The sequence below is a fragment of the Pseudomonas sp. R3.Fl genome (assembly GCF_023516765.1).
Lineage (GTDB): Bacteria > Pseudomonadota > Gammaproteobacteria > Pseudomonadales > Pseudomonadaceae > Pseudomonas > Pseudomonas citronellolis.
This window is the reverse complement of sequence record NZ_JAMGSO010000001.1, coordinates 4,008,349-4,033,995: the sequence shown is the minus strand read 5'-3', so window position 1 is coordinate 4,033,995 and position 25,647 is coordinate 4,008,349. Positions and strand designations below refer to the sequence as shown.

The 25,647-nt window shown below is 63.8% G+C and carries 20 protein-coding genes; 18 read left to right on the top strand and 2 right to left on the bottom strand.

Going from position 1 to position 25,647, the window contains the following annotated elements; translation table 11 throughout:
• Nucleotides 1-85: 85 nt before the first annotated feature.
• From M8R19_RS17805 to M8R19_RS17740, 14 genes are all read left to right on the top strand, one after another.
• The gene (locus M8R19_RS17805) at nucleotides 86-1,897 is read left to right on the top strand and encodes a sensor histidine kinase (RefSeq protein WP_249918467.1); all 1,812 of its coding nucleotides are present in this window, start codon (nucleotides 86-88) and stop codon (nucleotides 1,895-1,897) included.
• Nucleotides 1,894-3,279 carry a sigma-54-dependent transcriptional regulator gene (locus tag M8R19_RS17800; RefSeq protein WP_249918466.1) on the top strand — a complete coding sequence of 462 codons (1,386 nt, stop codon included), beginning with the start codon at nucleotides 1,894-1,896 and terminating at the stop codon, nucleotides 3,277-3,279. Before M8R19_RS17805 ends, M8R19_RS17800 begins: the two co-directional genes overlap by 4 nt.
• A gap of 133 nt (nucleotides 3,280-3,412) precedes the next feature.
• Nucleotides 3,413-4,834, top strand: coding sequence for a UbiA family prenyltransferase (locus tag M8R19_RS17795; RefSeq protein ID WP_249918465.1), 1,422 nt, complete (start codon nucleotides 3,413-3,415; stop codon nucleotides 4,832-4,834).
• Nucleotides 4,834-6,156 (top strand): FAD-binding oxidoreductase, encoded by a 1,323-nt coding sequence (locus M8R19_RS17790; RefSeq protein WP_249918464.1) that lies wholly within the window; start codon nucleotides 4,834-4,836, stop codon nucleotides 6,154-6,156. Before M8R19_RS17795 ends, M8R19_RS17790 begins: the two co-directional genes overlap by 1 nt.
• A complete protein-coding gene (locus tag M8R19_RS17785; RefSeq protein ID WP_249918463.1) occupies nucleotides 6,153-6,893 on the top strand; it encodes an SDR family oxidoreductase in 741 nt (246 codons plus the stop codon). Before M8R19_RS17790 ends, M8R19_RS17785 begins: the two co-directional genes overlap by 4 nt.
• A gap of 168 nt (nucleotides 6,894-7,061) precedes the next feature.
• Complete coding sequence (locus tag M8R19_RS17780; RefSeq protein ID WP_249918462.1) at nucleotides 7,062-8,012, top strand: NAD-dependent epimerase/dehydratase family protein; 951 nt, start codon at nucleotides 7,062-7,064, stop codon at nucleotides 8,010-8,012.
• Nucleotides 8,012-9,307 (top strand): NAD(P)/FAD-dependent oxidoreductase, encoded by a 1,296-nt coding sequence (locus tag M8R19_RS17775; protein WP_249918461.1) that lies wholly within the window; start codon nucleotides 8,012-8,014, stop codon nucleotides 9,305-9,307. The genes M8R19_RS17780 and M8R19_RS17775 overlap by 1 nt, the downstream gene beginning before the upstream one ends.
• Nucleotides 9,304-9,798 carry a GtrA family protein gene (locus tag M8R19_RS17770; protein WP_249918460.1) on the top strand — a complete coding sequence of 165 codons (495 nt, stop codon included), beginning with the start codon at nucleotides 9,304-9,306 and terminating at the stop codon, nucleotides 9,796-9,798. The genes M8R19_RS17775 and M8R19_RS17770 overlap by 4 nt, the downstream gene beginning before the upstream one ends.
• The gene (locus M8R19_RS17765; protein WP_249918459.1) at nucleotides 9,722-10,396 is read left to right on the top strand and encodes a class I SAM-dependent methyltransferase; all 675 of its coding nucleotides are present in this window, start codon (nucleotides 9,722-9,724) and stop codon (nucleotides 10,394-10,396) included. The genes M8R19_RS17770 and M8R19_RS17765 overlap by 77 nt, the downstream gene beginning before the upstream one ends.
• 636 nt (nucleotides 10,397-11,032) lie before the next feature.
• Nucleotides 11,033-12,481, top strand: a complete 1,449-nt coding sequence (arcD, locus tag M8R19_RS17760) for an arginine-ornithine antiporter (RefSeq protein ID WP_074980310.1) — start codon at nucleotides 11,033-11,035, stop codon at nucleotides 12,479-12,481.
• Between the two features lie 17 nt (nucleotides 12,482-12,498).
• The gene (gene arcA / locus M8R19_RS17755) at nucleotides 12,499-13,755 is read left to right on the top strand and encodes an arginine deiminase (RefSeq protein WP_116425116.1); all 1,257 of its coding nucleotides are present in this window, start codon (nucleotides 12,499-12,501) and stop codon (nucleotides 13,753-13,755) included.
• 108 nt (nucleotides 13,756-13,863) lie between these two features.
• On the top strand, nucleotides 13,864-14,874 hold the full coding sequence (locus tag M8R19_RS17750; RefSeq protein WP_074980312.1) for an ornithine carbamoyltransferase: 1,011 nt from the start codon (nucleotides 13,864-13,866) through the stop codon (nucleotides 14,872-14,874).
• A 69-nt stretch (nucleotides 14,875-14,943) separates the two neighbouring features.
• On the top strand, nucleotides 14,944-15,876 hold the full coding sequence (gene arcC / locus M8R19_RS17745) for a carbamate kinase (RefSeq protein ID WP_074980313.1): 933 nt from the start codon (nucleotides 14,944-14,946) through the stop codon (nucleotides 15,874-15,876).
• A 284-nt stretch (nucleotides 15,877-16,160) separates the two neighbouring features.
• On the top strand, nucleotides 16,161-18,065 hold the full coding sequence (locus M8R19_RS17740) for a beta-ketoacyl synthase (protein WP_249918458.1): 1,905 nt from the start codon (nucleotides 16,161-16,163) through the stop codon (nucleotides 18,063-18,065).
• A gap of 409 nt (nucleotides 18,066-18,474) precedes the next feature.
• Here the strand turns inward: M8R19_RS17740 and M8R19_RS17735 are convergent, their stop codons facing one another.
• Entirely contained in the window at nucleotides 18,475-19,299 is an 825-nt protein-coding gene (locus M8R19_RS17735; RefSeq protein ID WP_116425215.1) for an HDOD domain-containing protein, read from the bottom strand.
• 243 nt (nucleotides 19,300-19,542) lie between these two features.
• Between M8R19_RS17735 and M8R19_RS17730 the strand changes: the two genes are divergently transcribed.
• Together M8R19_RS17730 and ilvD are read left to right on the top strand one after the other, a co-directional pair.
• Nucleotides 19,543-20,739, top strand: a complete 1,197-nt coding sequence (locus M8R19_RS17730; RefSeq protein WP_009613909.1) for a class I SAM-dependent rRNA methyltransferase — start codon at nucleotides 19,543-19,545, stop codon at nucleotides 20,737-20,739.
• Between the two features lie 285 nt (nucleotides 20,740-21,024).
• The gene (gene ilvD, locus M8R19_RS17725) at nucleotides 21,025-22,863 is read left to right on the top strand and encodes a dihydroxy-acid dehydratase (RefSeq protein ID WP_249918457.1); all 1,839 of its coding nucleotides are present in this window, start codon (nucleotides 21,025-21,027) and stop codon (nucleotides 22,861-22,863) included.
• A gap of 87 nt (nucleotides 22,864-22,950) precedes the next feature.
• Here the strand turns inward: ilvD and M8R19_RS17720 are convergent, their stop codons facing one another.
• Nucleotides 22,951-23,388: a pilin gene (locus tag M8R19_RS17720; RefSeq protein WP_283939476.1), complete on the bottom strand. Its 438-nt coding sequence runs from the start codon at nucleotides 23,386-23,388 to the stop codon at nucleotides 22,951-22,953.
• Between the two features lie 319 nt (nucleotides 23,389-23,707).
• On the opposite strand from M8R19_RS17720, the gene M8R19_RS17710 reads away from it, so the two are divergent.
• Together M8R19_RS17710 and M8R19_RS17705 are read left to right on the top strand one after the other, a co-directional pair.
• Nucleotides 23,708-25,096: a nucleobase:cation symporter-2 family protein gene (locus tag M8R19_RS17710; protein ID WP_116425121.1), complete on the top strand. Its 1,389-nt coding sequence runs from the start codon at nucleotides 23,708-23,710 to the stop codon at nucleotides 25,094-25,096.
• Nucleotides 25,097-25,145: 49 nt separating this feature from the next.
• Nucleotides 25,146-25,613 carry a metallophosphoesterase family protein gene (locus M8R19_RS17705; protein ID WP_249918456.1) on the top strand — a complete coding sequence of 156 codons (468 nt, stop codon included), beginning with the start codon at nucleotides 25,146-25,148 and terminating at the stop codon, nucleotides 25,611-25,613.
• Nucleotides 25,614-25,647 lie beyond the last annotated feature (34 nt).

Sequence of the window (25,647 nt, the reverse complement as noted above, 5' to 3'; positions counted from 1 at the left end):
ATCGTCCTAGGCTAGTTCGTCATTAACATTCTCACTACGCTGTACTAGGAAAAATTTGCGGCACGAGGGCAGAAGTCTTTACACGATGGCAATCACATTGAGCCACTACCTGTCCCGATGGCGTGCACTGGCCATATTGGCCGGCCTTTTAGCACTGCTCCTCTGGCCCCTCCACCACTTCGCCGAGCGCTACTACAACGACCAACTGGCCAAGCAGAACCAGCAGACCCTCGACCTCTACGTCGGCAACCTGCTCGGCACGCTGCGTCGCTACGAGGATCTGCCGCCGATCCTCAGCGAGCTGCCGGCACTGCGGGCCCCCCTGCGGCAGACCGAAGACCTGGAAACCCGGGACACGGCGAACGCCCGCCTGGCGGAGATCCGCCAGCGCACCGGCGCCGACGTCATCTACCTGATGCGTCCCGACGGGCTGACCCAGGCCGCCTCCAACTGGGACCAGCCGGACAGCTTCGTCGGCCGCAACTTCGCCTTCCGCCCCTATTACAAGGACGCGATCCAGGGTAAACCGGCGCGCTTCTTCGGCCTGGGCACCACTTCCAACCGCCGTGGCTACTATTTCGCCAGCGAAGTGCGAGATGGCCCCCGGCTGCTGGGCGTGCTGGTGGTCAAGCTGGACCTGGAACACATGGAACAGCTCTGGGGCAATACTCCGGAGCAACTGCTGGTCACCGACAGCAATGGCGTGGTCATCCTTTCCTCCAACAGCGCCTGGCGTTTCCATGCCAGCCGTCCGCTGTCGCCGGCCAAGCGGCGTGAGATCGCCGAGAACATTCCCTATCCGGTGCTCGATCCCAAGCCGCTGCGAATCAATGAGAAACGCTGGATCAGCCTCAGCCGCGAACTTCCGGAAACCGGCTGGACGGTGAGCATCTATACGCCGAAGGCGCAGATCGACCGGCCAGTACGCAGCGTGCTGCTGATAGGCGGCGCGACCCTCATGACCCTGCTGCTGTTGCTCGCCCTGCTGAGCATCAGCCGCCGTCACTATCTCGAGCGCATCGCCCTTGAGGCCCAGGCCAAGCGCCAGTTGGAGATGCGCGTGTTGGAGCGTACCCAGGAACTGGAAGGCGCCAACGCCCGTCTGCAGCAGGAGGTGCATGACCGCGAGCAGGCCCAACGCGAGTTGATGCACGCCCAGGACGAAGTGGTCCAGGCTGGCAAGCTGACTGCATTGGGAACCATGTCGGCGAGCATCAGCCACGAGCTCAACCAGCCGCTCGCCGCCATCCGCAGCTATGCCGACAACGCCCGGGTGCTGCTCGACCACCAGCGCCTCGACGACGCCCGCGGTAATCTCGATCAGATCAGCTCGCTGACCGAGCGCATGGCCTCGATCATCGCCCATCTCAAGGCCTACGCTCGCGGTGCCCGGCGCGCGCCGGAGAACGTCGCACTGCAGCCTGCGATCAACGATGCCTTGGCGCTGGTAGCCAGCCGGCGCCAGGCGATGAACGTCGAACTGCAGCGCGACCTGCCCGACGCGCCGATCTGGGTGCAGGCCGGGGAAACGCGCCTGCGGCAGATTCTCGCCAACCTGCTCTCCAACGCGCTCGACGCCCTCAGCGAGAAGGCCCCGCCACGGCGCCTCTGGCTCACCGCCGAGCAGAAGCCGGACGGCATCGTCCTGTACCTGCGCGACAACGGCCCGGGGTTCTCCGAACAGGCCCTGGCCCACGCCCGCGAACCCTTCTTCACCACCAAGACCAGCGCCAAGGGCCTGGGCCTTGGCCTGGCCATCTGCGACACCCTGCTGCGCGCCCTCGGCGGCCGCCTGGAACTGGGAAATCACCCCGAAGGCGGCGCTCTCGTACAATTGCACCTGTTGCCGGGCATCCCCGGCGTGATGCCGACGCCCCAGGAGGAAACCCGCGCATGACGAGCAGCGCCGCATTCGCAGCCGATACCCAGGTCCTGCTGATCGACGATGACCCACACCTGCGCCAGGCGCTGGGCCAGACACTCGACCTCGCTGGCTTCCGCGCCACCAGCCTGGGCGATGCCCGGGAGCTGGACGCCAGCCTCGCGCGCGACTGGCCGGGCGTGGTGGTGAGCGATATCCGCATGCCCGGCGTCGACGGCCTGCAACTGCTGGAACAACTGCACGCCCAGGACCCGGACCTGCCGGTGATCCTGATCACCGGGCACGGCGACGTCCCCCTGGCGGTCAAGGCCATGCGTGCCGGCGCCTACGACTTCCTCGAGAAGCCCTTCCCCAGCGATGCCCTGCTCGACAGCGTGCGCCGCGCCCTGGAGGTGCGCCGACTGGTCCTGGAAAACCGCAGCCTGCGCATGGCCCTGGCCGAACGCAAGGAAGTGCGCGGGCGCCTGGTCGGCCAATCGGCCGGCATGCAGCGCTTGCAAGAGCAAGTGGCTGCCTTGGCCGGGCTGCAGGCCGATGTGCTGATCCTCGGCGAGACCGGCTCCGGCAAGGAGGTGGTGGCCCGTGCACTGCACGACCTTTCCGGCCGGCGCAACGGGCCCTTCGTCGCCATCAATGCCGGCGCCCTGGCCGAGTCGGTGGTGGAAAGCGAGCTGTTCGGCCACGAGCAAGGCGCCTTCACCGGCGCGCAAAAGCGCCGCATCGGCAAGTTCGAGTTCGCCAACGGCGGCACCCTGTTCCTCGACGAGATCGAGAGCATGAGCCTGGACGTCCAGGTCAAGCTGCTGCGCCTGCTGCAGGAACGGGTGGTCGAGCGCCTGGGCTCGAACCAGTTGATCCCGCTGGATATCCGCATCATCGCCGCGACCAAGGAAGACCTGCGCCTGGCCGCCGACGACGGCCGCTTCCGCGCCGACCTCTATTACCGCCTGAACGTCGCCAGCCTGCGTATTCCGCCTTTGCGCGAGCGCGGCGAGGACATCCTGCTGCTGTTCCAGCACTTCGCCGAGCGCGCCGCGCAGCGCCACGGCAGTGCGGCCCGTACCCTTTCCCCCGCGCAACGCGCGCAACTGCTGGGGCACAGCTGGCCGGGCAATGTGCGCGAACTGCAGAACGTCGCCGAACGCTTCGCCCTGGGCCTGGACCTTGGCCTTGACGAATACCAGGCCAACGCTCCCACCCAGACACTCGGCGGTTCGCTGAACGAGCAGGTGGAAGCCTTCGAACGCGCCTTGATCGCTGCAGAAATAGCCAACCAGCACACTTCGCTGCGCAGCCTGTCCGAGGCGCTGGGCGTGCCGCGCAAGACTCTGCACGACAAGTTGCGCAAGCACGGGCTGCTGTTCAACCAACCTGAAGGCGGCACAACGGAGGACTGACGGAGTTGCCATCAGGCATCGGCTTTTTCTTCTGGAACGCTGCAGTTAGTATCCAATGCCTGCGCATCTACAAGAATGTAAAAGCATCGTGCTGGATTGACTCTTTCTCATGGACTCGCCGAGGTAGCCGTAAGTGTCAGCCCCCTTGGTCGTCGATCTTGACGGCACCCTTATCCACAGCGACCTCCTCCTTGAGTCCGGACTGTGCTTCCTCAAGCGGAACCCCTTGAAAGCCTTGTCCCCTATCGGCTGGCTGGCTGGCGGCAAGGCCAACCTCAAGAGCCGACTGGCCCGATCGGCACCGCTGGACGTCTCAGTCCTGCCCTACAACGATGCGGTCCTCGAACTGATCCGGCGGAAGAAACAGGAGGGGAACCGCATCGTCCTAGCGACTGCCAGTCATCGCAGCTATGCCGAGCAGATCGCCGAGCACCTTGGCCTGTTCGACCAGGTCATGGCCAGCGACGAAAACATCAACCTCTCAGCACAACGCAAGCGCGATGCATTGGTCGCCGAGTTCGGCATACGAGGTTTCGACTATGCGGGCAACTCCAGCGATGACTTACCAGTCTGGCAGGCAGCTCGCCGCGCCTACGTGGTCAACTCTACGGGCAAGATCAGCCAGCGTGCCCACAGTCATGGCAATGTCGAGGAAGAGTTCGAGCATGACGTCCAGGTCGTCCGTACCTGGACCCAGGCCTTGCGCATACACCAATGGGCAAAAAACGCGCTGATCTTCGTCCCCTTGCTCGCCAGCCATCGTCTGCTCGAACCCCAGTTACTGCTCAACGGTCTCTTGGCATTCCTATTCTTCGGCCTGTGCGCGTCAAGCGTCTATCTGCTGAACGACCTGCTAGACCTTGAAGACGACCGCCATCACCCGAGCAAATCCCTGCGTCCTTTCGCGAGTGGCGCACTATCCATCCAGAGCGGCATGCTGGCTTTCCCGATACTGCTTCTGGCCGGATCCAGCGGTGCCCTGTTGCTGCTGCCATGGAAGTTCAGCCTGATGCTCCTGGCCTATTACCTACTCACACTGGGCTATTCCTTCTGGCTGAAACGCCGGATGGCGGTCGACGTACTGGTCCTGGCCATGCTCTACACCTCGCGCATCATCGCCGGGACCTTCGCCTTCGGGGTGAAGCTGACTTTCTGGATGTTGGCATTTTCTATGTTCATCTTCCTCAGCCTAGCCCTGGTCAAGCGCTATGCCGAACTGCGCGAGGCGCGACTGAAGGGCAAGAACCAGAAAACTCGAGGCCGAGGCTACTACCCGGATGACCTGGAAATGGTTTCTTCGCTGGGAGCTTCGTCCGGCTATCTGTCGGTAATGGTTCTGGCACTGTACATCCAGGAGGGCACCACAGCGGCGATGTACCACTATCCGCAGTTGATCTGGCTGGCCTGCCCTTTGTTGCTTTACTGGATCACCCGGACATGGATGCTGACCCACCGGGGTCTCATGCATGACGATCCGGTAATCTTCGCCATCAAGGACCGCACCAGCCTGCTGATCGGTATCTGCTTCGCGTTGATCTTCTGGGTGGCCAGCTGATGGCCCGCGAACTGGCATCCTGGGGGCGCTATCCATATGCCCCCCAGCAACTGCATCCCTGCATCTGGCGTGATGAGCTACCACCGCTGCTCCAGCGGCTGGCAACCAACACCGCGGGAACACTGCCCTACGGCAATGGCCGCAGCTATGGCGATAGTTGCCTGGCGGTCAGCGGCGAACTGCTGCAAACACGCCAACTGGATCGCTTGCTGGCTGCCGACTGGGAGCGAGGGCTGATCCGCGCTGAGGCGGGAGTGATCCTCGCCGAACTGCTGGCGGTAGCCATTCCCCGCGGCTGGTTCCTGCCGGTCACCCCAGGAACCCAGTTCGTCACCCTCGGTGGTGCGGTGGCCAACGACGTGCATGGCAAGAACCACCACGTCCGCGGGACCTTTGGCAACCATGTACACCGTTTCTCCCTGGTCCGTTCGGACCAGGCTGCCCCACTGGAATGCAGCGCCGCGGAAAACCCCGAACTCTTCCACGCCAGCATCGGCGGCCTTGGTCTGACTGGCGTCATCGCCTGGGTCGAGTTGCAACTGATGCCTATCACCTCTAGCCGGATCGACAGCCTCACTGTGCGCTTCGACTCCCTGGGCGAGTTCTTCAGGCTGTCGGACGAGTTCGACAAGACCCATGAATACACTGTGGCCTGGATCGACTGCCTGGCCAAGGGCAGTGCCGCTGGGCGCGGCGTGTTCTCGGTGGGCAATCACGCCCGACAAGGCGCTCTGGAAGTCGATGGACAGACGCGTCTGAGCGTTCCGCTGACCCCGCCAGTCACCCTGATAAATAGCCTCAGCCTGTGTCTGTTCAACAACGCCTACTACCACCTGCACAAGCCCGGGCGGCACGCCGCCCAGGGTAGCTACGCCCCCTTCTTCTACCCACTGGACAGCATCCTGCACTGGAACCGCATATACGGGCGCAAGGGGTTTCAGCAGTACCAATGCGTGATTCCCGACGCTGTCGCCGAGCCCGCGATGACGGACATGCTGGCCGCCATCGCGGCCAGCGGCAGCGGCTCCTTCCTAGCAGTGATGAAGCGCTGCGGCGATGTCCCCTCACCGGGGCTGATGTCGTTCCCAATGCCCGGTGTCTCCCTGGCCTTGGACTTTCCCCAACAGCAGCGCCTGGATTCAGGGTTGTTCCGCCGCCTCGACCAGATCGTCAGAACCGCAGGCGGGCGTCTCTACCCGGCGAAGGACGCGCACATGTCGGGTGAGGATTTCCGCACCTTCTATCCTGCCTGGCAGCAAGTCGAAGCACTGCGCGACCCGCCACTTTTATCCCTCTTCTGGAAACGTGTGACCCAAGCATGAAGAACATCCTGATCGTCGGAGCCAACTCCGCCATTGCCACCGCCTGTGCTCGGACCTGGGCCGCGGAGAGCGCCCGGTTCTTCCTGGTGGCACGCAACGCCGAAAAACTCGAGCAGGTCTCTGCCGATCTTGGCGCCCGTGGCGCCGCAGAGGTCAAGACTTACGAGTTGGACCTGAACCACCTCACCGATCACGAGACCATGCTCGCCAAGGCTTTCGACAGCCTGGGCAGGGTGGACATCTGCCTGATCGCCCACGGCACCTTGCCGGATCAAGCCGCGTGCGAGCGCGACCTTGATCTCGCCCTGTACGAGTTATCGAGCAATGGTCTGAGCGTGATCGCCCTTCTGACGCGCCTGGCCAACCGCATGGAGGAACAACGAACCGGAACCATTGCGGTGATTTCCTCTGTGGCCGGTGACCGAGGTCGCCCCTCCAATTACCTGTATGGTACGGCCAAGGCTGCTGTGAGCACCTTCTGCGAAGGCTTGCGTGCACGTCTGTACAAGGTCGGCGTACAGGTATTGACCATCAAGCCGGGTTTCGTCGACACCCCCATGACACAGGGGCTGTCGCTTCCCAAGGCGCTGCTTGCCACCCCAGGCCAAGTCGCCAGGGACATTACCCAGGCCATCGACAAGCGCTGCAATTCGATCTACACGCCCTGGTTCTGGTCGCCGATCATGTTGCTCATTCGCAACATACCTACCTTCATCTTCAAGAAAATCCATCTATGAACCCCTACAGCCCAAGTGCCTGACGGCAGGAGCTGCAGATTGCCGGCGATCATGAACGGTACCGGCGCCTGCAGCACAGGATCGTGATCAACTGGATTGTTCGGTCCCTCATATCATGTGCGCTTCCCCCCAAAAATCGTTTCAGTCCAAGGAAAGAGACAACCGCAGATGAGCCCTTCGAGTGCTGACAAAAAGATCGTCCTCCCCGGCGGAGCCGGCCTTGTCGGCCAGAACCTGGTCGCCCAGCTCAAGGAGCGCGGTTACACCAACCTAGTGATCCTCGACAAACACCGGGCCAACCTGGACATCCTGCGTAGCCTGCACCCCGAGCTGACCATCGAATATGCCGACCTCGCCGAGAGCGACGACTGGGAAAAACACTTCGAGGGTGCGGATACCGTGGTCATGCTGCAGGCCCAGATCGGCGACCCAAACCCCGAGCCCTTCGTACGCAACAACATCACCTCGACCGAACGCATCCTCGAGCTGATCAAGCGCTATGAAATCCCGTACACGGTGCACATCAGTTCCTCGGTGGTGGAATCGGTCGCCGACGACCACTACGCCAACACCAAGAAGGAACAGGAGCGCATCGTCCTGCAGAGTGGAATCAACTGCGTGGTACTGCGCCCAACCCTGATGTTCGGCTGGTTCGACCGCAAGCACCTGGGCTGGCTGTCGCGCTTCATGCAGAAGGTGCCGGTATTCCCGATCCCCGGCGACGGCCGCTACATGCGCCAGCCGCTGTACGCCGGCGACTTCAGCAGCATCATCGTCAGCTGCATCGAGTCGCGCATCGCCGGCCAGGTGTACAACATCACCGGTCTGGAAGAGATCGACTACATCGACATCATCCGCACCATCCGCAACACCACCGGCGCTAAGTGCCTGCTGCTGAAGATTCCCTACGGGCTGTTCTACGTGTTGCTGAAGATCTGGGCCCTGTTCGACAAGAACCCGCCCTTCACCGCCGATCAGCTCAAGGCCCTGGTAGCCCGCGACGAGTTTGAAGTCATCGATTGGCCGGGTATCTTCCGGGTCCGCCCCACGCCTTTCGCCAAGGCCGTGGAGGAAACCTTCAAGCACCCCACCTACAGCAAGGTCGTACTGGAATTCTGATGAAGGACAATCAACGCATCGCCGTGCTCGGCGCAGGCCCCATGGGCCTGGCGGTCGCCTATCAACTGGTCAGGGACGGCCATCGCCCGGTGATCTTCGAGGCCGACGATCGGGTCGGCGGCATGACCGCCCATTTCGACTTCGGCGGCCTGTCGATCGAGCGTTACTACCACTTCCACTGCATCTCCGACCACGCCTTCCTCAAGGTGCTGGACGAACTCGGCCTGGCCGACAGGATGCGCTGGGTGGAAACCAGGATGGGCTATTGGTACCAGGACAAGGTGCAGGCCTGGGGTAACCCGTTCGCCTTGCTGAAATTCTCCGGCCTGGGCTTGATCGCCAAGTTCCGCTACGGCCTGCACGCCTTCCTGTCCACCAAGCGCAACGACTGGCGTCCGCTGGACCACGTCGAGGCGACCGGCTGGATCAAGCGCTGGGTAGGTGCCGAAGCCTACGAGGTGCTCTGGCGCCGACTGTTCGACTACAAGTTCTACGACTATTCGGACAACCTCTCGGCGGCCTGGATCTGGAGCCGCATCCGCCGCATCGGCCGCTCTCGCTACAACCTGTTCAAGGAGAAGCTGGGTTATCTCGAAGGCGGCTCGGAAACCTTGCTGCATGGCCTGCGCGACTACATCCAGCAACATGGCGGCGAGTTCCGCCTGGGCACGCCGGCAAGCAAGGTCGTGATCGAGGACGGCAAGGTCAGTGGCGTAGAGGCCGGCGGCGAGTTGCATACCTTCGACAAGGTCGTCAGTACCATCCCGCTGCCTTATGTGCCACGGCTAATGCCGGATCTGCCGGCAGCGACACTCGACGCCTTCCGCTCGGTGAAAAACATCGCTGTGGTCTGCGTGATCGCCAAGCTGCGCAAGGCGGTAACCGAGAACTTCTGGCTCAACACCAACGACCCGGAAATGGACATCCCCGGCCTGGTGGAATACAGCAACCTGCGTCCGCTGGACGAGCATATCGTCTACGTCCCCTTCTACATGCCCGGCGAACATCCCAAGTTCCAGGAGCCGGACCAGGCTTTCCTCGACAAGGTGAAACGCTACCTGCAGAAGATCAACCCGCAGCTCACCGACGCCGACTTCCTGGAGATGCGCGCCAGCCGCTACCGCTATGCCCAGCCGATCTGCGACCCGGGCTACCTGGAGCACCTGCCGCCGATGGAGCTGCCGGTGCGCGGTTTGTGGGCGGCGGACACCTCCTACTATTACCCGGAAGACCGTGGCATCTCGGAGAGCATCGACTTCGGCCGCAAGATGGCCAGGCAGGCGGCGGAGAAATGATCAGGCATTTCTTTTCCGTACAGTTCCTGACCTTCGTCGGCGTAGGCGTTACCGCCGCGTTGGCGAACTGGTTCACGCGCTACCTCCTGAGCTTCGAGTTGAACTATTCGTTGTCGGTCGTGCTGGCCTATCTGATGGGCATCAGCGTGGCCTTCCTGCTCAACCGCCGATTCGTCTTCCCTGGCTCTCCCCGACCAATGGTCGTGCAGGCTCGGGAGTTCCTGCTGGTCAATGTCGCCTTCCTTCCGGTCGTCTGGATAGCGGCATTGGCGCTACGCCAAGTGTTCATCCATGCCGGGATGGAGTCCATGGCGGATGGACTCGCCCATGCAATATCGTTGACGGTACCGGCTTTCGCCACATTCCTGATCTATAAGTTCTTCACCTTTGGTAAGCCCCATCCAGGAGAAGAGCGTGAGAACCCAGCAGGAAGAACTCTCGAGCCTCTATCGCATACGCTTTCCGGAAAAAGAGCTGCAGAGAAAGAATGAAATCTGGAAGGTTCTGACCCGGGACTTCCTACAACGCTGGGTTGCTCCGGAGGATACGGTGGTAGATGTGGCCTGCGGCTACGGAGAGTTCATCAACAATATCCAGGCCAGGCGCAGGATTGGGGTGGACCTCAATCCTGACACCCGATTCAAGCTGGAGAGAGGCATAATCTTCCATCAGGAGTCAGCCACCCAGCTCTCCAATATCGGGGAGAGTTCGGCTAACGTAATCTTCACGTCGAACTTCCTCGAACATCTGCCAGACAAGAAGTCCCTGGACATCTTCCTCGAGCAAGTCCTCATGACACTGAGGCCCGGCGGCCGCTATCTGATTCTGGGCCCCAACCTGCGCTACCTCCCGGGTGAGTACTGGGACTTCTATGACCACCACCTGGGACTGACCCACCTGTCCCTCGCCGAAGCGCTGAAGCTTGCTGGCTTCCAGATCGAGGTCAACACTCCCCGCTTCCTGCCCTATACCACCCAGGGAAAACTTCCAACCCACCCTCTTCTGGTCAAGCTTTACCTGAAGTGCCCCTGGGCCTGGCCAGTCATGGGTAAACAGTTCTTCCTGGTCGCCAGAAAACCCGGACAGTAGTCCATGGCGGCACTGGCGGAAATCCCGCCGAAGAAGCCGACGCATAAGCGGAATCTTGCCGACTCCGGCCCTACCCGCCCGCTGAGCCCCAGGCAACATGGGCGCTCCAGCGCACCTCGCGTATGGCACGGAGCTTGCGATACGCCTCCCCGATGCCTTGCGCATCCTTCTCGCCCCGGCTCCGCGCCGTGGCGCCCGTCGGGCCACAAGCCCGGCGGTGTCCCTTCGGCCACCCGGCCCTGCGCCCCTCCACACGGTGGGCGCGCCGCCTGTGCAGCGACCCTGTATGGGCACCTTCTTATAGAAAGCAGCCCGGCCATGCCGGGCTTTTTTCTGCCTACCTGAAGCCTGCAACAAGTTCTGACAGATTTTCCCGACCGATGCCCCGACGCGGGAATCCATTCACGCAATCAATAGAAAGCCTGACGGTCACCGAAACGCCATCCAGATTTCACATGGATCCCCTCTAAATCAGGCGATAACGGCAAACCTCTCCTATCGTTGCTCTCAAGCGGACCGGCACCGCTACGTAGTTGGAAACATTTGTTAGCAGGCTATTGATTTAGGTCAGGGGGGTTCCCTGACAGTCGGCGCCTAATGACTACACTCTCCAACTCCTATAGGGAGATTCCGAAAATGTCGCAAGAAAGCAGCCAAAAACTACGACTTGGGGCACTCACCGCTCTCGTCGTCGGATCCATGGTCGGCGGGGGTATCTTCTCTCTCCCGCAAAACATGGCCGCCAGTGCAGACGTCGGCGCCATTCTCATCGGTTGGGCCATCACCGCGGTCGGCATGCTGACCCTGGCCTTCGTCTTCCAGACCCTCGCCAACCGCAAGCCAAACCTCGACGGCGGTGTGTATGCCTACGCCAAGGCCGGTTTCGGTGACTACATGGGCTTCTCCTCGGCCTGGGGCTACTGGATCAGCGCCTGGCTGGGCAACGTCGGCTACTTCATGCTGCTGTTCAGCACCCTGGGCTACTTCTTCCCGGTCTTCGGCAAGGGCGACACCATCCCGGCGATCATCGCCGCGTCAGTGCTGCTATGGGCCCTGCATTTCCTGGTGCTGCGCGGGATCAAGGAAGCGGCGTTCATCAACACCATCACCACCATCGCCAAGATAGTGCCGCTGTTCCTGTTCATCCTGATCTGCCTGTTCGCCTTCAAGCTGGACATCTTCACCACCGACATCTGGGGCCTGGGCAATCCCGACCTGGGCAGCGTGATGAACCAGGTGCGCAACATGATGCTGGTCACCGTGTGGGTGTTCATCGGCATCGAAGGCGCGAGCATCTTCTCCTCCCGCGCGGAAAAACGCAGCGACGTCGGCAAGGCCACGGTCATCGGCTTCATCACCGTGCTGCTGCTGCTGGTGCTGGTGAACGTGCTGTCCATGGGCGTGATGACCCAGCCGGAACTGGCCAAGCTGCAGAACCCGTCGATGGCGCTGGTGCTGGAGCACGTGGTCGGCCACTGGGGCGCGGTGCTGATCAGCGTCGGCCTGTTGATCTCCCTGCTCGGAGCCCTGCTGTCCTGGGTGCTGCTGTGCGCCGAGATCATGTTCGCCGCGGCCAAGGACCACACCATGCCGGAGTTCCTGCGCAAGGAGAACGCCAACCAGGTGCCGGCCAACGCCCTGTGGCTGACCAACATCTGCGTGCAGGTCTTCCTGGTCATCGTCTTCTTCACCTCGGGCGACTCCAGCGGCATGGACCCGTACACCAAGATGCTGCTGCTCTCCACCTCGATGATCCTCATCCCGTACTTCTGGTCGGCGGCCTATGCGCTGCTGCTGACGGTGCGCGGCGAGACCTACGAGCAGGACGCGAGCGAGCGCAACAAGGACCTGATCATCGCGGGCATCTCGGTGATCTACGCCGTCTGGCTGATCTATGCCGGCGGCCTGAAATACCTGCTGCTGTCGGCGCTGCTGTACGCACCAGGCGTCATCCTCTTCGCGAAAGCGAAACGTGAAGTCGGCCAACCGATCTTCACCAACGTCGAGAAGCTCATCTTCGCAGGTGTCGTGATCGGCGCACTGATCGCGGCGTACGGCCTCTACGACGGCTTCCTTACTCTGTGACATCACTGGAGACACTCATGAGCACGGAAAAAACCAAACTTGGCGTCCACTCCGAAGCTGGCAAATTGCGCAAAGTGATGGTCTGCTCGCCCGGTCTTGCCCACCAACGCCTGACCCCTAGCAACTGCGACGAGTTGCTGTTCGACGACGTAATCTGGGTAAACCAGGCCAAGCGCGACCACTTCGATTTCGTCACCAAGATGCGCGAGCGCGGCGTCGACGTCCTGGAAATGCACAACCTGCTGACCGAGACCGTCCAGAACCCCGAAGCGCTGAAATGGATCCTCGATCGCAAGATCACCGCCGACAGCGTCGGCCTGGGCCTGACCCACGAACTGCGCGCCTGGCTGGAAGGCCTCGAGCCGCGACGACTGGCCGAATTCCTCATCGGTGGCGTGACCGCCGACGACATCCCGGAAACCGAAGGCTCCAAGCCGCTGAAGATGTTCCGCGACTACCTGGGCCACTCCAGCTTCCTGCTGCCGCCGCTGCCCAACACCCAGTTCACCCGCGACACCACCTGCTGGATCTACGGCGGCGTGACCCTGAACCCGATGTACTGGCCGGCGCGTCGCCAGGAAACCCTGCTGACCACCGCCATCTACAAGTTCCACCCGGAATTCACCAACGCCGAATTCGAGGTCTGGTACGGCGACCCGGACAAGGACCACGGTTCCTCCACCCTCGAAGGCGGCGACGTCATGCCCATCGGCAATGGCGTGGTACTGATCGGCATGGGCGAGCGGACTTCCCGCCAGGCCATCGGCCAGGTCGCCCAGTCGCTGTTCGCCAAGGGCGCGGTCGAGAAAGTCATAGTCGCCGGCCTGCCGAAATCCCGTGCGGCCATGCACCTGGACACCGTGTTCAGCTTCTGCGACCGCGACCTGGTCACCGTCTTCCCGGAAGTGGTCAAGGAAATCGTCGCCTTCACCCTGCGCCCGGACGAGAAGAGCCCCTACGGCATCAACGTGCAGCGCGAGGAGAAGGACTTCATCAGCGTGGTCGCCGAGGCCCTGGGCCTGAAGAAACTGCGCATCGTCGAGACCGGCGGCAACAGCTTCGCCGCCGAGCGCGAGCAGTGGGACGACGGTAACAACGTGGTCTGCGTCGAGCCCGGCGTGGTCATCGGCTACGACCGCAACACCTACACCAACACGCTGCTGCGCAAGGCCGGCGTGGAAGTCATCACCATCAGCGCCGGCGAGCTCGGCCGCGGCCGTGGCGGCGGCCACTGCATGACCTGCCCGATCATCCGCGACCCGATCGACTACTGATCGCCACAGCCCACCCTACTCAACGCGGCGGCCCCAGCCAGGGCCGCCCGCCCCGCCAGCCACAAGCTGTACTGACGAGGCCGATCCCATCCCACAAGGAGAAAGAACATGGCTTTCAACATGCACAACCGCAACCTGCTCAGCCTGATGCACCACAGCACCCGCGAGTTGCGCTACCTGCTCGACCTGTCCCGCGACCTCAAGCGCGCCAAGTACACCGGCACCGAGCAGCAACACCTCAAGGGCAACAACATCGCCCTGATCTTCGAGAAGACCTCCACCCGCACCCGCTGCGCCTTCGAGGTCGCCGCCTATGACCAGGGCGCCAACGTCACCTACATCGACCCCAACTCCTCGCAGATCGGCCACAAGGAGAGCATGAAGGACACCGCCCGCGTGCTCGGCCGCATGTACGACGCCATCGAGTACCGTGGCTTCAAGCAGGAGATCGTCGAGGAACTGGCGACGTACGCCGGCGTTCCGGTGTTCAACGGCCTGACCGACGAATACCACCCGACGCAGATGCTGGCCGACGTGCTGACCATGCGCGAGCACAGCGACAAGCCGCTGCACGACATCGCCTACGCCTACCTGGGCGACGCCCGCAACAACATGGGCAACTCCCTGCTGCTGATCGGCGCCAAGCTCGGCATGGACGTGCGCATCGCCGCGCCGAAAGCGCTGTGGCCGAGCGACGAACACGTCGCCGCCTGCAAGAAATTCGCCGAGGAAAGCGGCGCCCGCATCACCCTCACCGAGGATCCGAAGGAAGCCGTCAAGGGCGTGGACTTCATCCACACCGACGTCTGGGTCTCCATGGGCGAGCCGGTGGAAGCCTGGGGCGAGCGCATCAAGGAACTGCTGCCCTACCAGGTCAACATGGACATCATGAAAGCCGCCGGCAACCCGCGGGTGAAATTCATGCACTGCCTGCCGGCCTTCCACAACAGCGAGACCAAGGTCGGCCAGCAGATCGCCGCCCAGTACCCGAACCTGAAGAACGGCATCGAAGTCACCGAAGACGTCTTCGAATCCCCGTACAACATCGCCTTCGAGCAAGCGGAGAACCGCATGCACACCATCAAGGCGATCCTCGTTTCGACCCTCGCCGACATGTGATCGACGGATGCGTACCCCGGGCCCGGCCTGCCGGTCCGGGGGCGTTTTCAGCTTCAGGAGGAAATGACTATGCGTATCGTCGTCGCATTGGGCGGCAACGCCCTGCTGCGTCGTGGCGAACCCATGACTGCGGCCAACCAGCGTGAAAACGTAAGGATCGCCGCCGAACAGATCGCCAAAGTGGCGCCTGGCAACGAACTGGTAATCGCCCACGGCAACGGCCCGCAAGTGGGCCTGCTGGCCCTGCAGGGCGCCGCCTACGACAAGGTCACGCCGTACCCGCTGGACGTCCTCGGCGCCGAGACCGAGGGCATGATCGGCTACATGATCGAACAGGAAATGGGCAACCTGCTGCCCTTCGAAGTGCCCTTCGCCACCATCCTCACCCAGGTCGAGGTGGACGCCAAGGACCCGGCCTTCCAGCATCCGACCAAGCCGATCGGCCCGGTCTACGCCAAGGAAGAAGCCGAAGCCCTGGCCAAGGAAAAGGGCTGGAGCATCGCCCCGGACGGCGACAAGTTCCGCCGCGTGGTGGCCAGCCCGCGGCCCAAGCGCATCTTCGAGATCCGCCCGGTGAAATGGCTGCTGGAGAAAGGCACCATCGTCATCTGCGCCGGCGGCGGCGGCATCCCGACCATGTACGACGAATCCGGCAAGAAACTCTCCGGCGTCGAAGCGGTGATCGACAAGGACCTGTGCTCCTCGCTGCTGGCCCAGGAGCTGAACGCCGACATCCTGATCATCGCCACCGACGTGGACGCGGCCTACATCGACTGGGGCAAGCCGACGCAGAAGGCCATCGCCCAGGCCCACCCGGACGAACTGGAACGCCTCGGCTTCGCCGCCGGCTCCATGGGCCCGAAAGTCCAGGCCGCCGCCGAATTCGCCCGCGCCACCGGCAAGGACGCGGTGATCGGCTCGCTGGAAAACATCGTGGCCATCACCCAGGGCAAGTCCGGCACCCGCGTCAGCACCAAAAAACCCGGCATCGAGTACCGCTGAGCCTGTTCTGCAACCCCGCCCGGGAGCCACGCTGGCTCCCGGCGCCTTCGCGCATCCGTTCCACCCCCTCCTTCCTGGCAAGTTCGTCGCCTTTCGCCGTCAATCCCTGGCCAAAAGCGTGACTCGGCAGTCATCATCCTCGTCAGCATAAGCATTCCAATCACAGAGCTGCCGCCGGGCTTGTGCCCCTGATCCGTGATGTCGCCTCCCTGCGCCTCGCGTGCACCCTGGTCGCGCCATCCGGTCCTGCACAGGACGGGCCTATATGAAGGAGTTTGCGAGAGATGTCTCGACTACCGGTCATCGTTGGTTTTGGTGGGTATAACGCCGCGGGTCGCAGTTCCTTCCACCATGCGTTCCGTCGCACCGTCCTGGAGTCCCTGGACGAGCAGGCCCGCCAGCAGACCCTCGCCGGCCTGGCCGTGATGATGAAGCTGGTGAAGTTCGAGGACGGCCACTACCTGGACGCCGCCGATGGCGCGCGCCTGGACCTGGCCGCCATCGAACGGCGGCATGCCGCGCAGATCCTCGGCTCCACCCTGATCCGCCGCATCGAGAAGCAGTACTTCGATGTCGATGCCGCGCACTGGCACAAGAACCTCACCCTGGAAGCCGACGGCGCCCAGCCGCTGAGCTTCACCACCGCGCGCAAGCAGCTGCCCGAGCCGCTGCCGGCCAACTGGTCGGTGGAAGAACTGGCCGACAACCAGGTGCGCGTCACCCTGCACGACAGCGTCGAGGTCAAGGTCGACAGCTACCGCGAGATGCCGGTGAAATCCGCCGGCCAGCTGCCCACCGGCTTCGAGCCGGGCGAGCTGTACGCCTCGCGCTTCCACCCGCGCGGCCTGCAGATGGCCGTGGTGGGCGCCACCGACGCGATCCGCTCGGTGGGCATCGACTGGCAGCGCATCGTCGACCGCGTGCAGCCCGACGAAATCGCCGTGTTCTCCAGCAGCATCATGAGCCAGCTCGACGACAACGGCTTCGGCGGCCTGCTGCAATCGCGCCTGAAAGGCCACCGCGTCAGCGCCAAGCAGCTGCCGCTGGGCTTCAACAGCATGCCCACCGACTTCATCAACGCCTACGTGCTGGGCAGCGTCGGCCTCACCGGCAGCGTCACCGGCGCCTGCGCCACCTTCCTCTACAACCTGCAGAAAGGCATCGAGGCCATCACCTCCGGCCAGGCGCGGGTCGTGGTGGTGGGCAACAGCGAAGCGCCGATCACCTCGGAAATCGTCGAGGGCTACGCGGCCATGAGCGCCCTGGCCACCGAGGAAGGCCTGCGCAACATCGAGGGCCGTCCGGACGTGGACTTCCGCCGCGCCAGCCGCCCGTTCGGCGAGAACTGCGGCTTCACCCTGGCCGAATCCAGCCAGTACGTGGTGCTGATGGACGACGCCCTGGCCCTGGAGCTGGGCGCCGACATCCACGGCGCGGTGACCGACGTCTTCATCAACGCCGACGGCTTCAAGAAATCCATCTCCGCCCCCGGCCCGGGCAACTACCTGACCATGGCCAAGGCCGTGGCCGCCGCCATGCAGATCGTCGGCGAGGAAGGCGTGCGCCGCCACAGCTTCGTCCACGCCCACGGCTCCAGCACCCCGGCCAACCGCGTCACCGAGTCGGAAATCCTCGACCGCGTGGCCAAGGCCTTCGGCATCGCCGACTGGCCGGTGGCCGCGGTCAAGGCCTTCGTCGGCCACTCCCTGGCCACCGCCAGCGCCGACCAGCTGGTCTCCGCCCTGGGCACCTTCAAGTACGGCCTGCTGCCGGGCATCAAAACCGTCGAGACCTTCGCCGACGACGTGCACAAGGACCGCATCGCGCTGTCCAACAAGGACCGCCGCCGCGACGACCTGGACGTCTGCTTCATCAACTCCAAGGGCTTCGGCGGCAACAACGCCACCGGCGTGCTGCTCTCCCCGCGCCTGGCCGAGAAGATGCTGCGCAAGCGCCACGGCGCCGCCGCCTTCGACGCCTACCAGGCGCGCCGCGAACAGACCCGCGCCGCCGCCCAGCGCTACGAGGAGCAGGCGCTCAAGGGCCAGTTCGACATCATCTACAACTTCGGCAACGACATGATCGACGACCGCGACATCCGCATCAGCGCCGAGGAAATGAGCGTGCCGGGCTTCGCCCAGCCGCTGGTGTACAAGAAGGACGAGCGCTTCAGCGACATGCTCGACTAAGGCGCCGCGGTCATGAAAAAGCCGGGCAGATGCCCGGCTTTTTTCATTGTGCTGTCCCGCGCCTTGGCGCACTTCGGTCGGTTCTCTCTTGCGCGCCCTGCGCGCGAATCGCGGGCAGGGCCCGCTCCTACGTTTCCAGGAAACACTGCTTTTCGTAGGAGCGAGCACCTCGGCGCAGCCGGCAAGACAGTTGCTCCTACGTTGCTTTCTGGGTTCCCGGGGGTATGAGGACGGTGCCTGACCTCCACGCCGCTCAGGACAGCCCCCTCTCCCGCTTGCGGGAGAGGGTTGGGGAGAGGGCGCTCTTAAAGGGCATCGGTATTCCCGCCAACGGCGTATAACCGCGAACGGTTATACGCCCTACGGTTGCGGGGAAGCACGATCGCAGGAGCGGACCCATCCGCGATCCCTAGTAGCTCCCCTGCCCCACACCCAGTTCGAGGATGCTCGACTTCAGGTTCTCGAAGTCATATTCGGTCAGCCCCACGTAATCCAGCACCAGGGCGCGGATGCTCTCCCACTCGTGGTCCTCCGGCTGGTTGCCGAGGATGCGGTGCGAGCCACAGATGTGCTCGGCCATCTTGAGGATCGCCAGGAGGTTCTTCAGCTGAGTGTTGCGGCTGCTTTCCTCGCTGAACACCGTGAGCGCGTTGTGGTGGTTGGCGATGGCCTCGCAGACGTGCTCCGGCAAGCGCCAGGAGCGCGCGGTGAAGTAGCCGACCACGGCGTGGTTGGTGTTCAGCACGCGGTTCTCGGTGTCCACCACGCGGCGCTCGTCGCTGGCGCTGGCATAGGCCTCCTCCAGCACCGCCATGTAGTGCGGGAAGCGCTTGAGCATCAGCGGGATGCCGCAATTGTGGAACAGCCCCAGGGCGTAGGCTTCGTCCACCGACTCGTAGCCGATGCGCTTGGCCAGGGTCAGGCAGCTCATGGCCACGTCCTGGGCGGTGTCCCAGAAGCGGTTGAGGGTGACGATGGTGTCGTCGCTCATCTCGCCCTTGATCGACTGGGCGTTGATCAGGTTGATCACCGAGCGGCTGCCCAGCAGGTTGACCGCGCGCTGGATCGAGGTGATGCGGTTGGCCAGGCCGAAGAACGGCGAGTTGACCAGCTTGAGCAACGCGCCGGACAACCCGGGGTCCTGGCTGATGAGCTTGGCGATGGCCTTCAGGTCGGGGTTGGGCATGACCTGTTCCATCTGCAGGTCGACCATGATCTGCGGTTGCGGCGGCACGCTGATGCCCTGCAGGGTCTGGCGGATCTGTTCGGCGGAGAGTTCTTGGACCATGGGGACGGTCTGGGAAAGTTGACGGGGCGCACAGTTTACCCAGACGGACGACTTCTGGAACTGCCGATTTGGACAGAACCGTATCGGCAGTCGCGGCGCGAACTTTATGCCTGCTCGTCACGCCCGCGCGGCATCGGCAACCCCGGCGGCCAGCGGTTATAATCTCGCTCTTTTTCCCGGAGCACCGCCATGACCCTGCCCAGCTTGCGTCTGAAAGCCAACGCCGAGCGCCGCCTGCGCGCCGGCCACCTGTGGGTCTACAGCAACGAGGTGGATGTCCAGGCCACGCCGCTGAACGCCTTCGCCGCCGGCGACCAGGCGATCCTCGAGATGGCCAACGGCAAGCCGCTGGGCGTAGTGGCGCTGAGCCCCAACAACCTGATCTGCGCACGCCTGGTTTCCCGCGATACCAAGCACGTTCTCGACAAGTCGCTGCTGGTTCACCGCCTCAACGTCGCCCTGAGCCTGCGCGAGCGCCTCTTCGACAAGCCCTTCTACCGCCTGGTCTACGGTGACGCCGACCTGCTCCCCGGCCTGGTGGTGGACCGCTTCGGCGACGTGCTGGTGGTGCAGCTCGCCTCGGCGACCATGGAGAAGCATCGCGACGACGTGCTCGCCGCCCTGCTGCAGGTGCTCAAGCCCACTGCCGTGCTGTGGAAGAACGACTCCAGCGCGCGCGATGCCGAGGGCCTGGAGCGCTACGTGGAGAATGCCTACGGCGAAGTGCCCGAGTGGGTCGCCCTGGAAGAGAACGGCGTACGCTTCGAGGCCCCGGTGCTGGCCGGGCAGAAGACCGGCTGGTTCTACGACCACCGCATGAACCGCGCGCGCCTGGCGCCCTACGTGAAAGGCAAGCGCGTGCTCGACCTGTTCAGCTACATCGGCGGCTGGGGCATCCAGGCCGCGGCCTTCGGCGCCAGCGACGTGATGTGCGTGGACGCCTCCGGCTTCGCCCTCGACGGCGTGGAGCGCAATGCCACCCTCAACGGCCTGTCCGAGAAGGTCGCCTGCGTGGAAGGCGACGTGTTCGACGCCCTGCGCGAGCTGAAGGCCGCCGACGAGCGCTTCGACGTGGTCATCGCCGACCCGCCGGCCTTCATCAAGCGCAAGAAGGACCTGAAGAACGGCGAGGCCGCCTACCGCCGCCTCAACGAACAGGCCATGCGCCTGCTCTCCAAGGACGGCATCCTGGTCAGCGCCTCCTGCTCCATGCACCTGCCCGAGGACGACCTGCAGAACATCCTGCTCGGCAGCGCCCGCCACCTGGACCGCAACCTCCAGCTGCTGGAACGCGGCGGCCAGGGCCCGGACCACCCGGTGCACCCGGCCATCGCCGAGACCCGCTATATCAAGAGTCTGACTGTGCGGTTGTTGCCGAATAGCTGATGACTGGAAGCTGGAAGGGATTCTGGGCTCTGCCCTTGCTTCCAGCTTCAGGCTTCCAGCTGCCGACCATCAGCCTTTCCCTGGCGGCGGCGGCCGGCGTAGAATCCTGCACATCCCTCGCCAACATCCCCCGGCGGGCCCGTGAGCCCCGGCCGCGCGGGCGGTGACCCCGCCCCGTCTTGCAGCCCCCTCCGAGCATGCAGCTCCATCTGCCGTTTGCATGTGCCTCGTACGACGCTCACGATAAGACTCTTACCGAAGCCTGATTAGCCGCAGGAACTCGTCATGCCCGATTACCGCTCGAAAACCTCCACCCACGGCCGCAACATGGCCGGCGCCCGCGCCCTCTGGCGCGCCACCGGGATGAAGGACGAAGACTTCAAGAAGCCGATCATCGCCATCGCCAACTCCTTCACCCAGTTCGTGCCCGGCCACGTGCACCTGAAGGACCTGGGCCAGCTGGTCGCCCGCGAGATCGAGAAGCACGGCGGCGTGGCCAAGGAATTCAACACCATCGCCGTCGACGACGGCATCGCCATGGGCCACGACGGCATGCTCTATTCGCTGCCGAGCCGCGAGATCATCGCCGACTCCGTCGAGTACATGGTCAACGCCCACTGCGCCGACGCCATCGTCTGCATCTCCAACTGCGACAAGATCACCCCCGGCATGCTGATGGCCGCCCTGCGCCTGAACATCCCGGTGGTGTTCGTCTCCGGCGGCCCGATGGAAGCCGGCAAGACCAAGCTGGCCAGCCACGGCCTGGACCTGGTCGACGCCATGGTGGTCGCGGCGGACGATTCCTGCTCCGACGAGAAGGTCGCCGAGTACGAGCGCAGCGCCTGCCCCACCTGCGGTTCCTGCTCCGGCATGTTCACCGCCAACTCGATGAACTGCCTGACCGAGGCCCTGGGCCTGTCGCTGCCGGGCAACGGTTCGACCCTGGCCACCCACGCCGACCGCGAGCAGCTGTTCCTGCGCGCCGGGCGCCTGGCCGTGGAACTGTGCCAGCGCTACTACGGCGAAGGCGACGACAGCGTGCTGCCGCGCAACGTCGCCAGCTTCAAGGCCTTCGAGAACGCCATGACACTGGACATCGCCATGGGCGGCTCGACCAACACCATCCTGCACCTGCTGGCCGCAGCGCAAGAGGCGGAGATCGCCTTCGACCTGCGCGACATCGATCGCCTGTCGCGCAAGGTGCCGCAGCTGTGCAAGGTGGCGCCGAACATCCAGAAGTACCACATGGAAGACGTGCACCGCGCCGGCGGCATCTTCTCCATCCTCGGCGAGCTGGCCCGTGGCGGCCTGCTGCACACCGACGTACCGACCGTGCACAGCCCGAGCATGGCCGATGCCATCGCCCAGTGGGACATCACCCAGACCCGTGACGAAGCCGTCCACACCTTCTTCAAGGCAGGCCCCGCCGGCATCCCGACGCAGACCGCATTCAGCCAGTCCACCCGCTGGCCGAGCCTGGACGACGACCGCGCCGAAGGCTGCATCCGCAGCGTCGAGCATGCCTATTCCGCCGAAGGCGGCCTGGCCGTGCTGTACGGCAACATCGCCCTCGACGGCTGCGTGGTGAAGACCGCCGGCGTGGACGAGTCGATCCACGTGTTCGAAGGCAGCGCGAAGATCTTCGAAAGCCAGGACGCCGCAGTGAAGGGCATTCTCGCCGACGAGGTGAAGCCGGGCGACATCGTGATCATCCGCTACGAAGGCCCGAAAGGCGGCCCGGGCATGCAGGAAATGCTCTACCCCACCAGCTACCTGAAGTCCAAGGGCCTGGGCAAGCAATGCGCCCTGCTCACCGACGGCCGCTTCTCCGGCGGCACCTCGGGCCTGTCCATCGGCCACGCCTCGCCGGAAGCCGCCGCGGGCGGCGCCATCGGCCTGGTGCAGGACGGCGACAAGGTGCTGATCGACATCCCCAACCGCAGCATCAACCTGCTGGTCAGCGATGAAGAACTGGCCGCCCGCCGCATCGAGCAGGACAAGAAGGGCTGGAAGCCGGCGCAGCCGCGTGCACGCCGCGTCAGTACTGCGCTGAAGGCTTATGCGTTGCTGGCTACCAGTGCGGATAAGGGAGCGGTGCGGAACAAGGCGTTGCTGGACGGTTGATCGTCCAGCTCTGAAAAAATAAGCCTGGCACATGCCAGGCTTATTTTTTGGCTGAAGCACTTAAGCGTCATACCCCTCAAGCAAGCATCAACGGCAACCTGACGGAATATGCGAAGTATTGGTCAGCCCAGTACATCTCCAGCGGGAAATCTGATTTGTGTTAGCAACGAAGGTTGGAGTGATTGTCAGCGTCTGGCCAGCAAGAGCACCACTTGCGAACGTGACTGCTATGGCTCCAGTTGTCGCGGTAACAACAACACCGCCGGCGTTGAAGTATTTGCCCTCAAGAGCAGCCGCTGCTGCCTGGGTTTGAGCACTTGCTGCTGGAGCTCCCGCCTCAGCAGTATCTATTGCAATATCTGCCTGTAAACCCGCAGTAGTCTTCAACCCCTCGGAGGCCTGCGCCCGAGCGGTATAGTCCTGATAAGCGGGAAGCCCTATCGCCGCCAGAATCCCGATGATCGCCACCACGATCATCAACTCGATCAGCGTAAAACCTTTCTGCGTTGCCCGATAATTTCTCATTTCACTACTCCATGGGTTCTCGTCTGAAGCCCCCATCCCCACACGGGAAATGGAGGGTGACGCGGATTTAATTCCCCACGGATAAGCCAGATATGTAGTCCCCTTCCCCCGAAAGACAGCGAAATATCCCCAATCTCGAAAATCGCTCGATAACTCTCAATAAGACCGCCAGCGCAATGCCGCTCCACGTCAGAAGCTGACACCACAGCCGTCACTTTGCGCCGAACTTCGACATCCACGCCGGAAATCCCTGCCCTATGGCACTGTGCGATCGGCACCAGTCCCCGTAAAATCCCGCTCTTTTTCCCGGACTGCCGCCATGAGCTCCCTCGAGAACCCCGTCACCGCCGACAAGGCCCAGCGCGACCTGGTCTACGGCCTGGAAGACCGTCCCGCCCTGCCCGTCGCGCTGCTCGCAGCACTGCAGCACCTGCTGGCGATCATCGTGCCGATCGTCACCCCCGGTCTGCTGATCTGCCAGGCGCTGGGCGTTTCCGCCCGCGACACCAACCTGATCGTGTCTATGTCGCTGGTCATCTCCGGCATCGCCACCTTCGTCCAGTGCAAGCGCTTCGGGCCGTTCGGCGCCGGGCTGCTGATCGTCCAGGGCACCAGCTTCAACTTCGTCGGCCCGCTGATCGCCGGCGGGGCGCTGATGGTCAAGCAGGGCACGCCGGTGGAGCAGGTGATGGCGGCCATCTTCGGCGTGGTCATGGCCGGCTCCTTCGTGGAGATGGGCGTGTCGCGCATCCTGCCGTTCGTGAAGCGACTGATCACCCCGCTGGTGACCGGCATCGTGGTGCTGATGATCGGCCTCACCCTGATCAAGGTCGGCCTGATCAGCATGGGCGGTGGCTTCAGCGCCATGGGCAACGGCACCTTCGCCAATGGCGAGAACCTGCTGCTGTCCGGCACCGTGCTGGCGATCATCGTGGTGCTCAACCGCATCCCGGTGGTGTGGATGCGCAGCGGCGCCATCGTCATCGCCCTGGCCGTGGGCTACGTGCTGGCCGGCTACCTGGGCCGCCTGGACTTCAGCGGCATGCACCAGGCCGCGCTGTTCCAGGTGCCGACGCCGCTGCACTTCGGCCTGAGCTTCTCCTGGGCGCTGTTCATCCCCATGCTGGTGATCTACCTGGTCACCTCGCTGGAGGCCATCGGCGACGTCACCGCCACCAGCCAGGTGTCGAAGCAGCCGGTGGAAGGCCCGCTGTGGATGCAGCGGATCAAGGGCGGGGTGCTGGTGAATGGCGCCAACTCGCTGCTGGCGGGCATCTTCAACACCTTCCCCAGCTCGGTCTTCGCGCAGAACAACGGGGTGATCCAGCTGACCGGCGTGGCCAGCCGCCACATCGGCCTGTGGATCGCCGCGATGCTGGTGGTGCTCGGCCTGTTCCCCAGCGTCGCCGGGGTGATCCAGGCGGTGCCCGAGCCGGTGCTCGGCGGCGCGGCCATGGTGATGTTCGGCGCGGTGGCCGCCTCGGGCATCAACATCCTCGCCGGCACCCACCTCGACCGCCGTGCCCTGCTGATCATCGCGGTCAGCCTGGCCCTGGGCCTGGGCGTGTCGCAGGTGCCTGAATTCCTCGCGCACATGCCGGCGGCGCTGCGCAACGTACTGGAGTCCGGCGTCGCCACCGGTGGCATCTGCGCCCTGCTGCTGAACTGGTTCCTGCCGGAAGCACCGGCGGCCAGGGCCCCGCACTGAGCCAGCCACGACGCCACCCTCGGGTGGCGTCGTCGTTTATGCTGGATGCATGAGCACTTCCCTGCGCGTCGGCGTGATCGCCGACACCCACAACCTGTTGCGTCCCGAAGCCCTGGAAGCCCTGCGCGGCTGCCAGCGCCTGCTGCACCTGGGCGACATCGGCAAGCCGGTGATCCTCGATGCGCTGCGCCAACTGGCGCCGCTGGACGTGGTGCGCGGCAACAACGATACCGAAGCCTGGGCCGAGGCCATTCCCGAAACCCTGAGCCTGGAACTGGGCGGGCTGCGCCTGTACCTGATCCACGACCTCAAGCAACTGGCCATCGATCCACGGGCCGAAGGCTTCGACGTGGTGCTGGCCGGGCATTCGCACAAGCCGCTGCAGGAAGTGCGCGACGGGGTGCTCTATCTCAACCCCGGCAGCGCCGGGCCGCGGCGCTTCAAGCTGCCGATCTCGCTGGCGATCATCGCTATCGAGGATGGGCGCGCCGACGTGGAGATGATTACGCTGGGTTAAGAGCGTTCGCGAGCAAGCTCGCTCCTACAGGGGG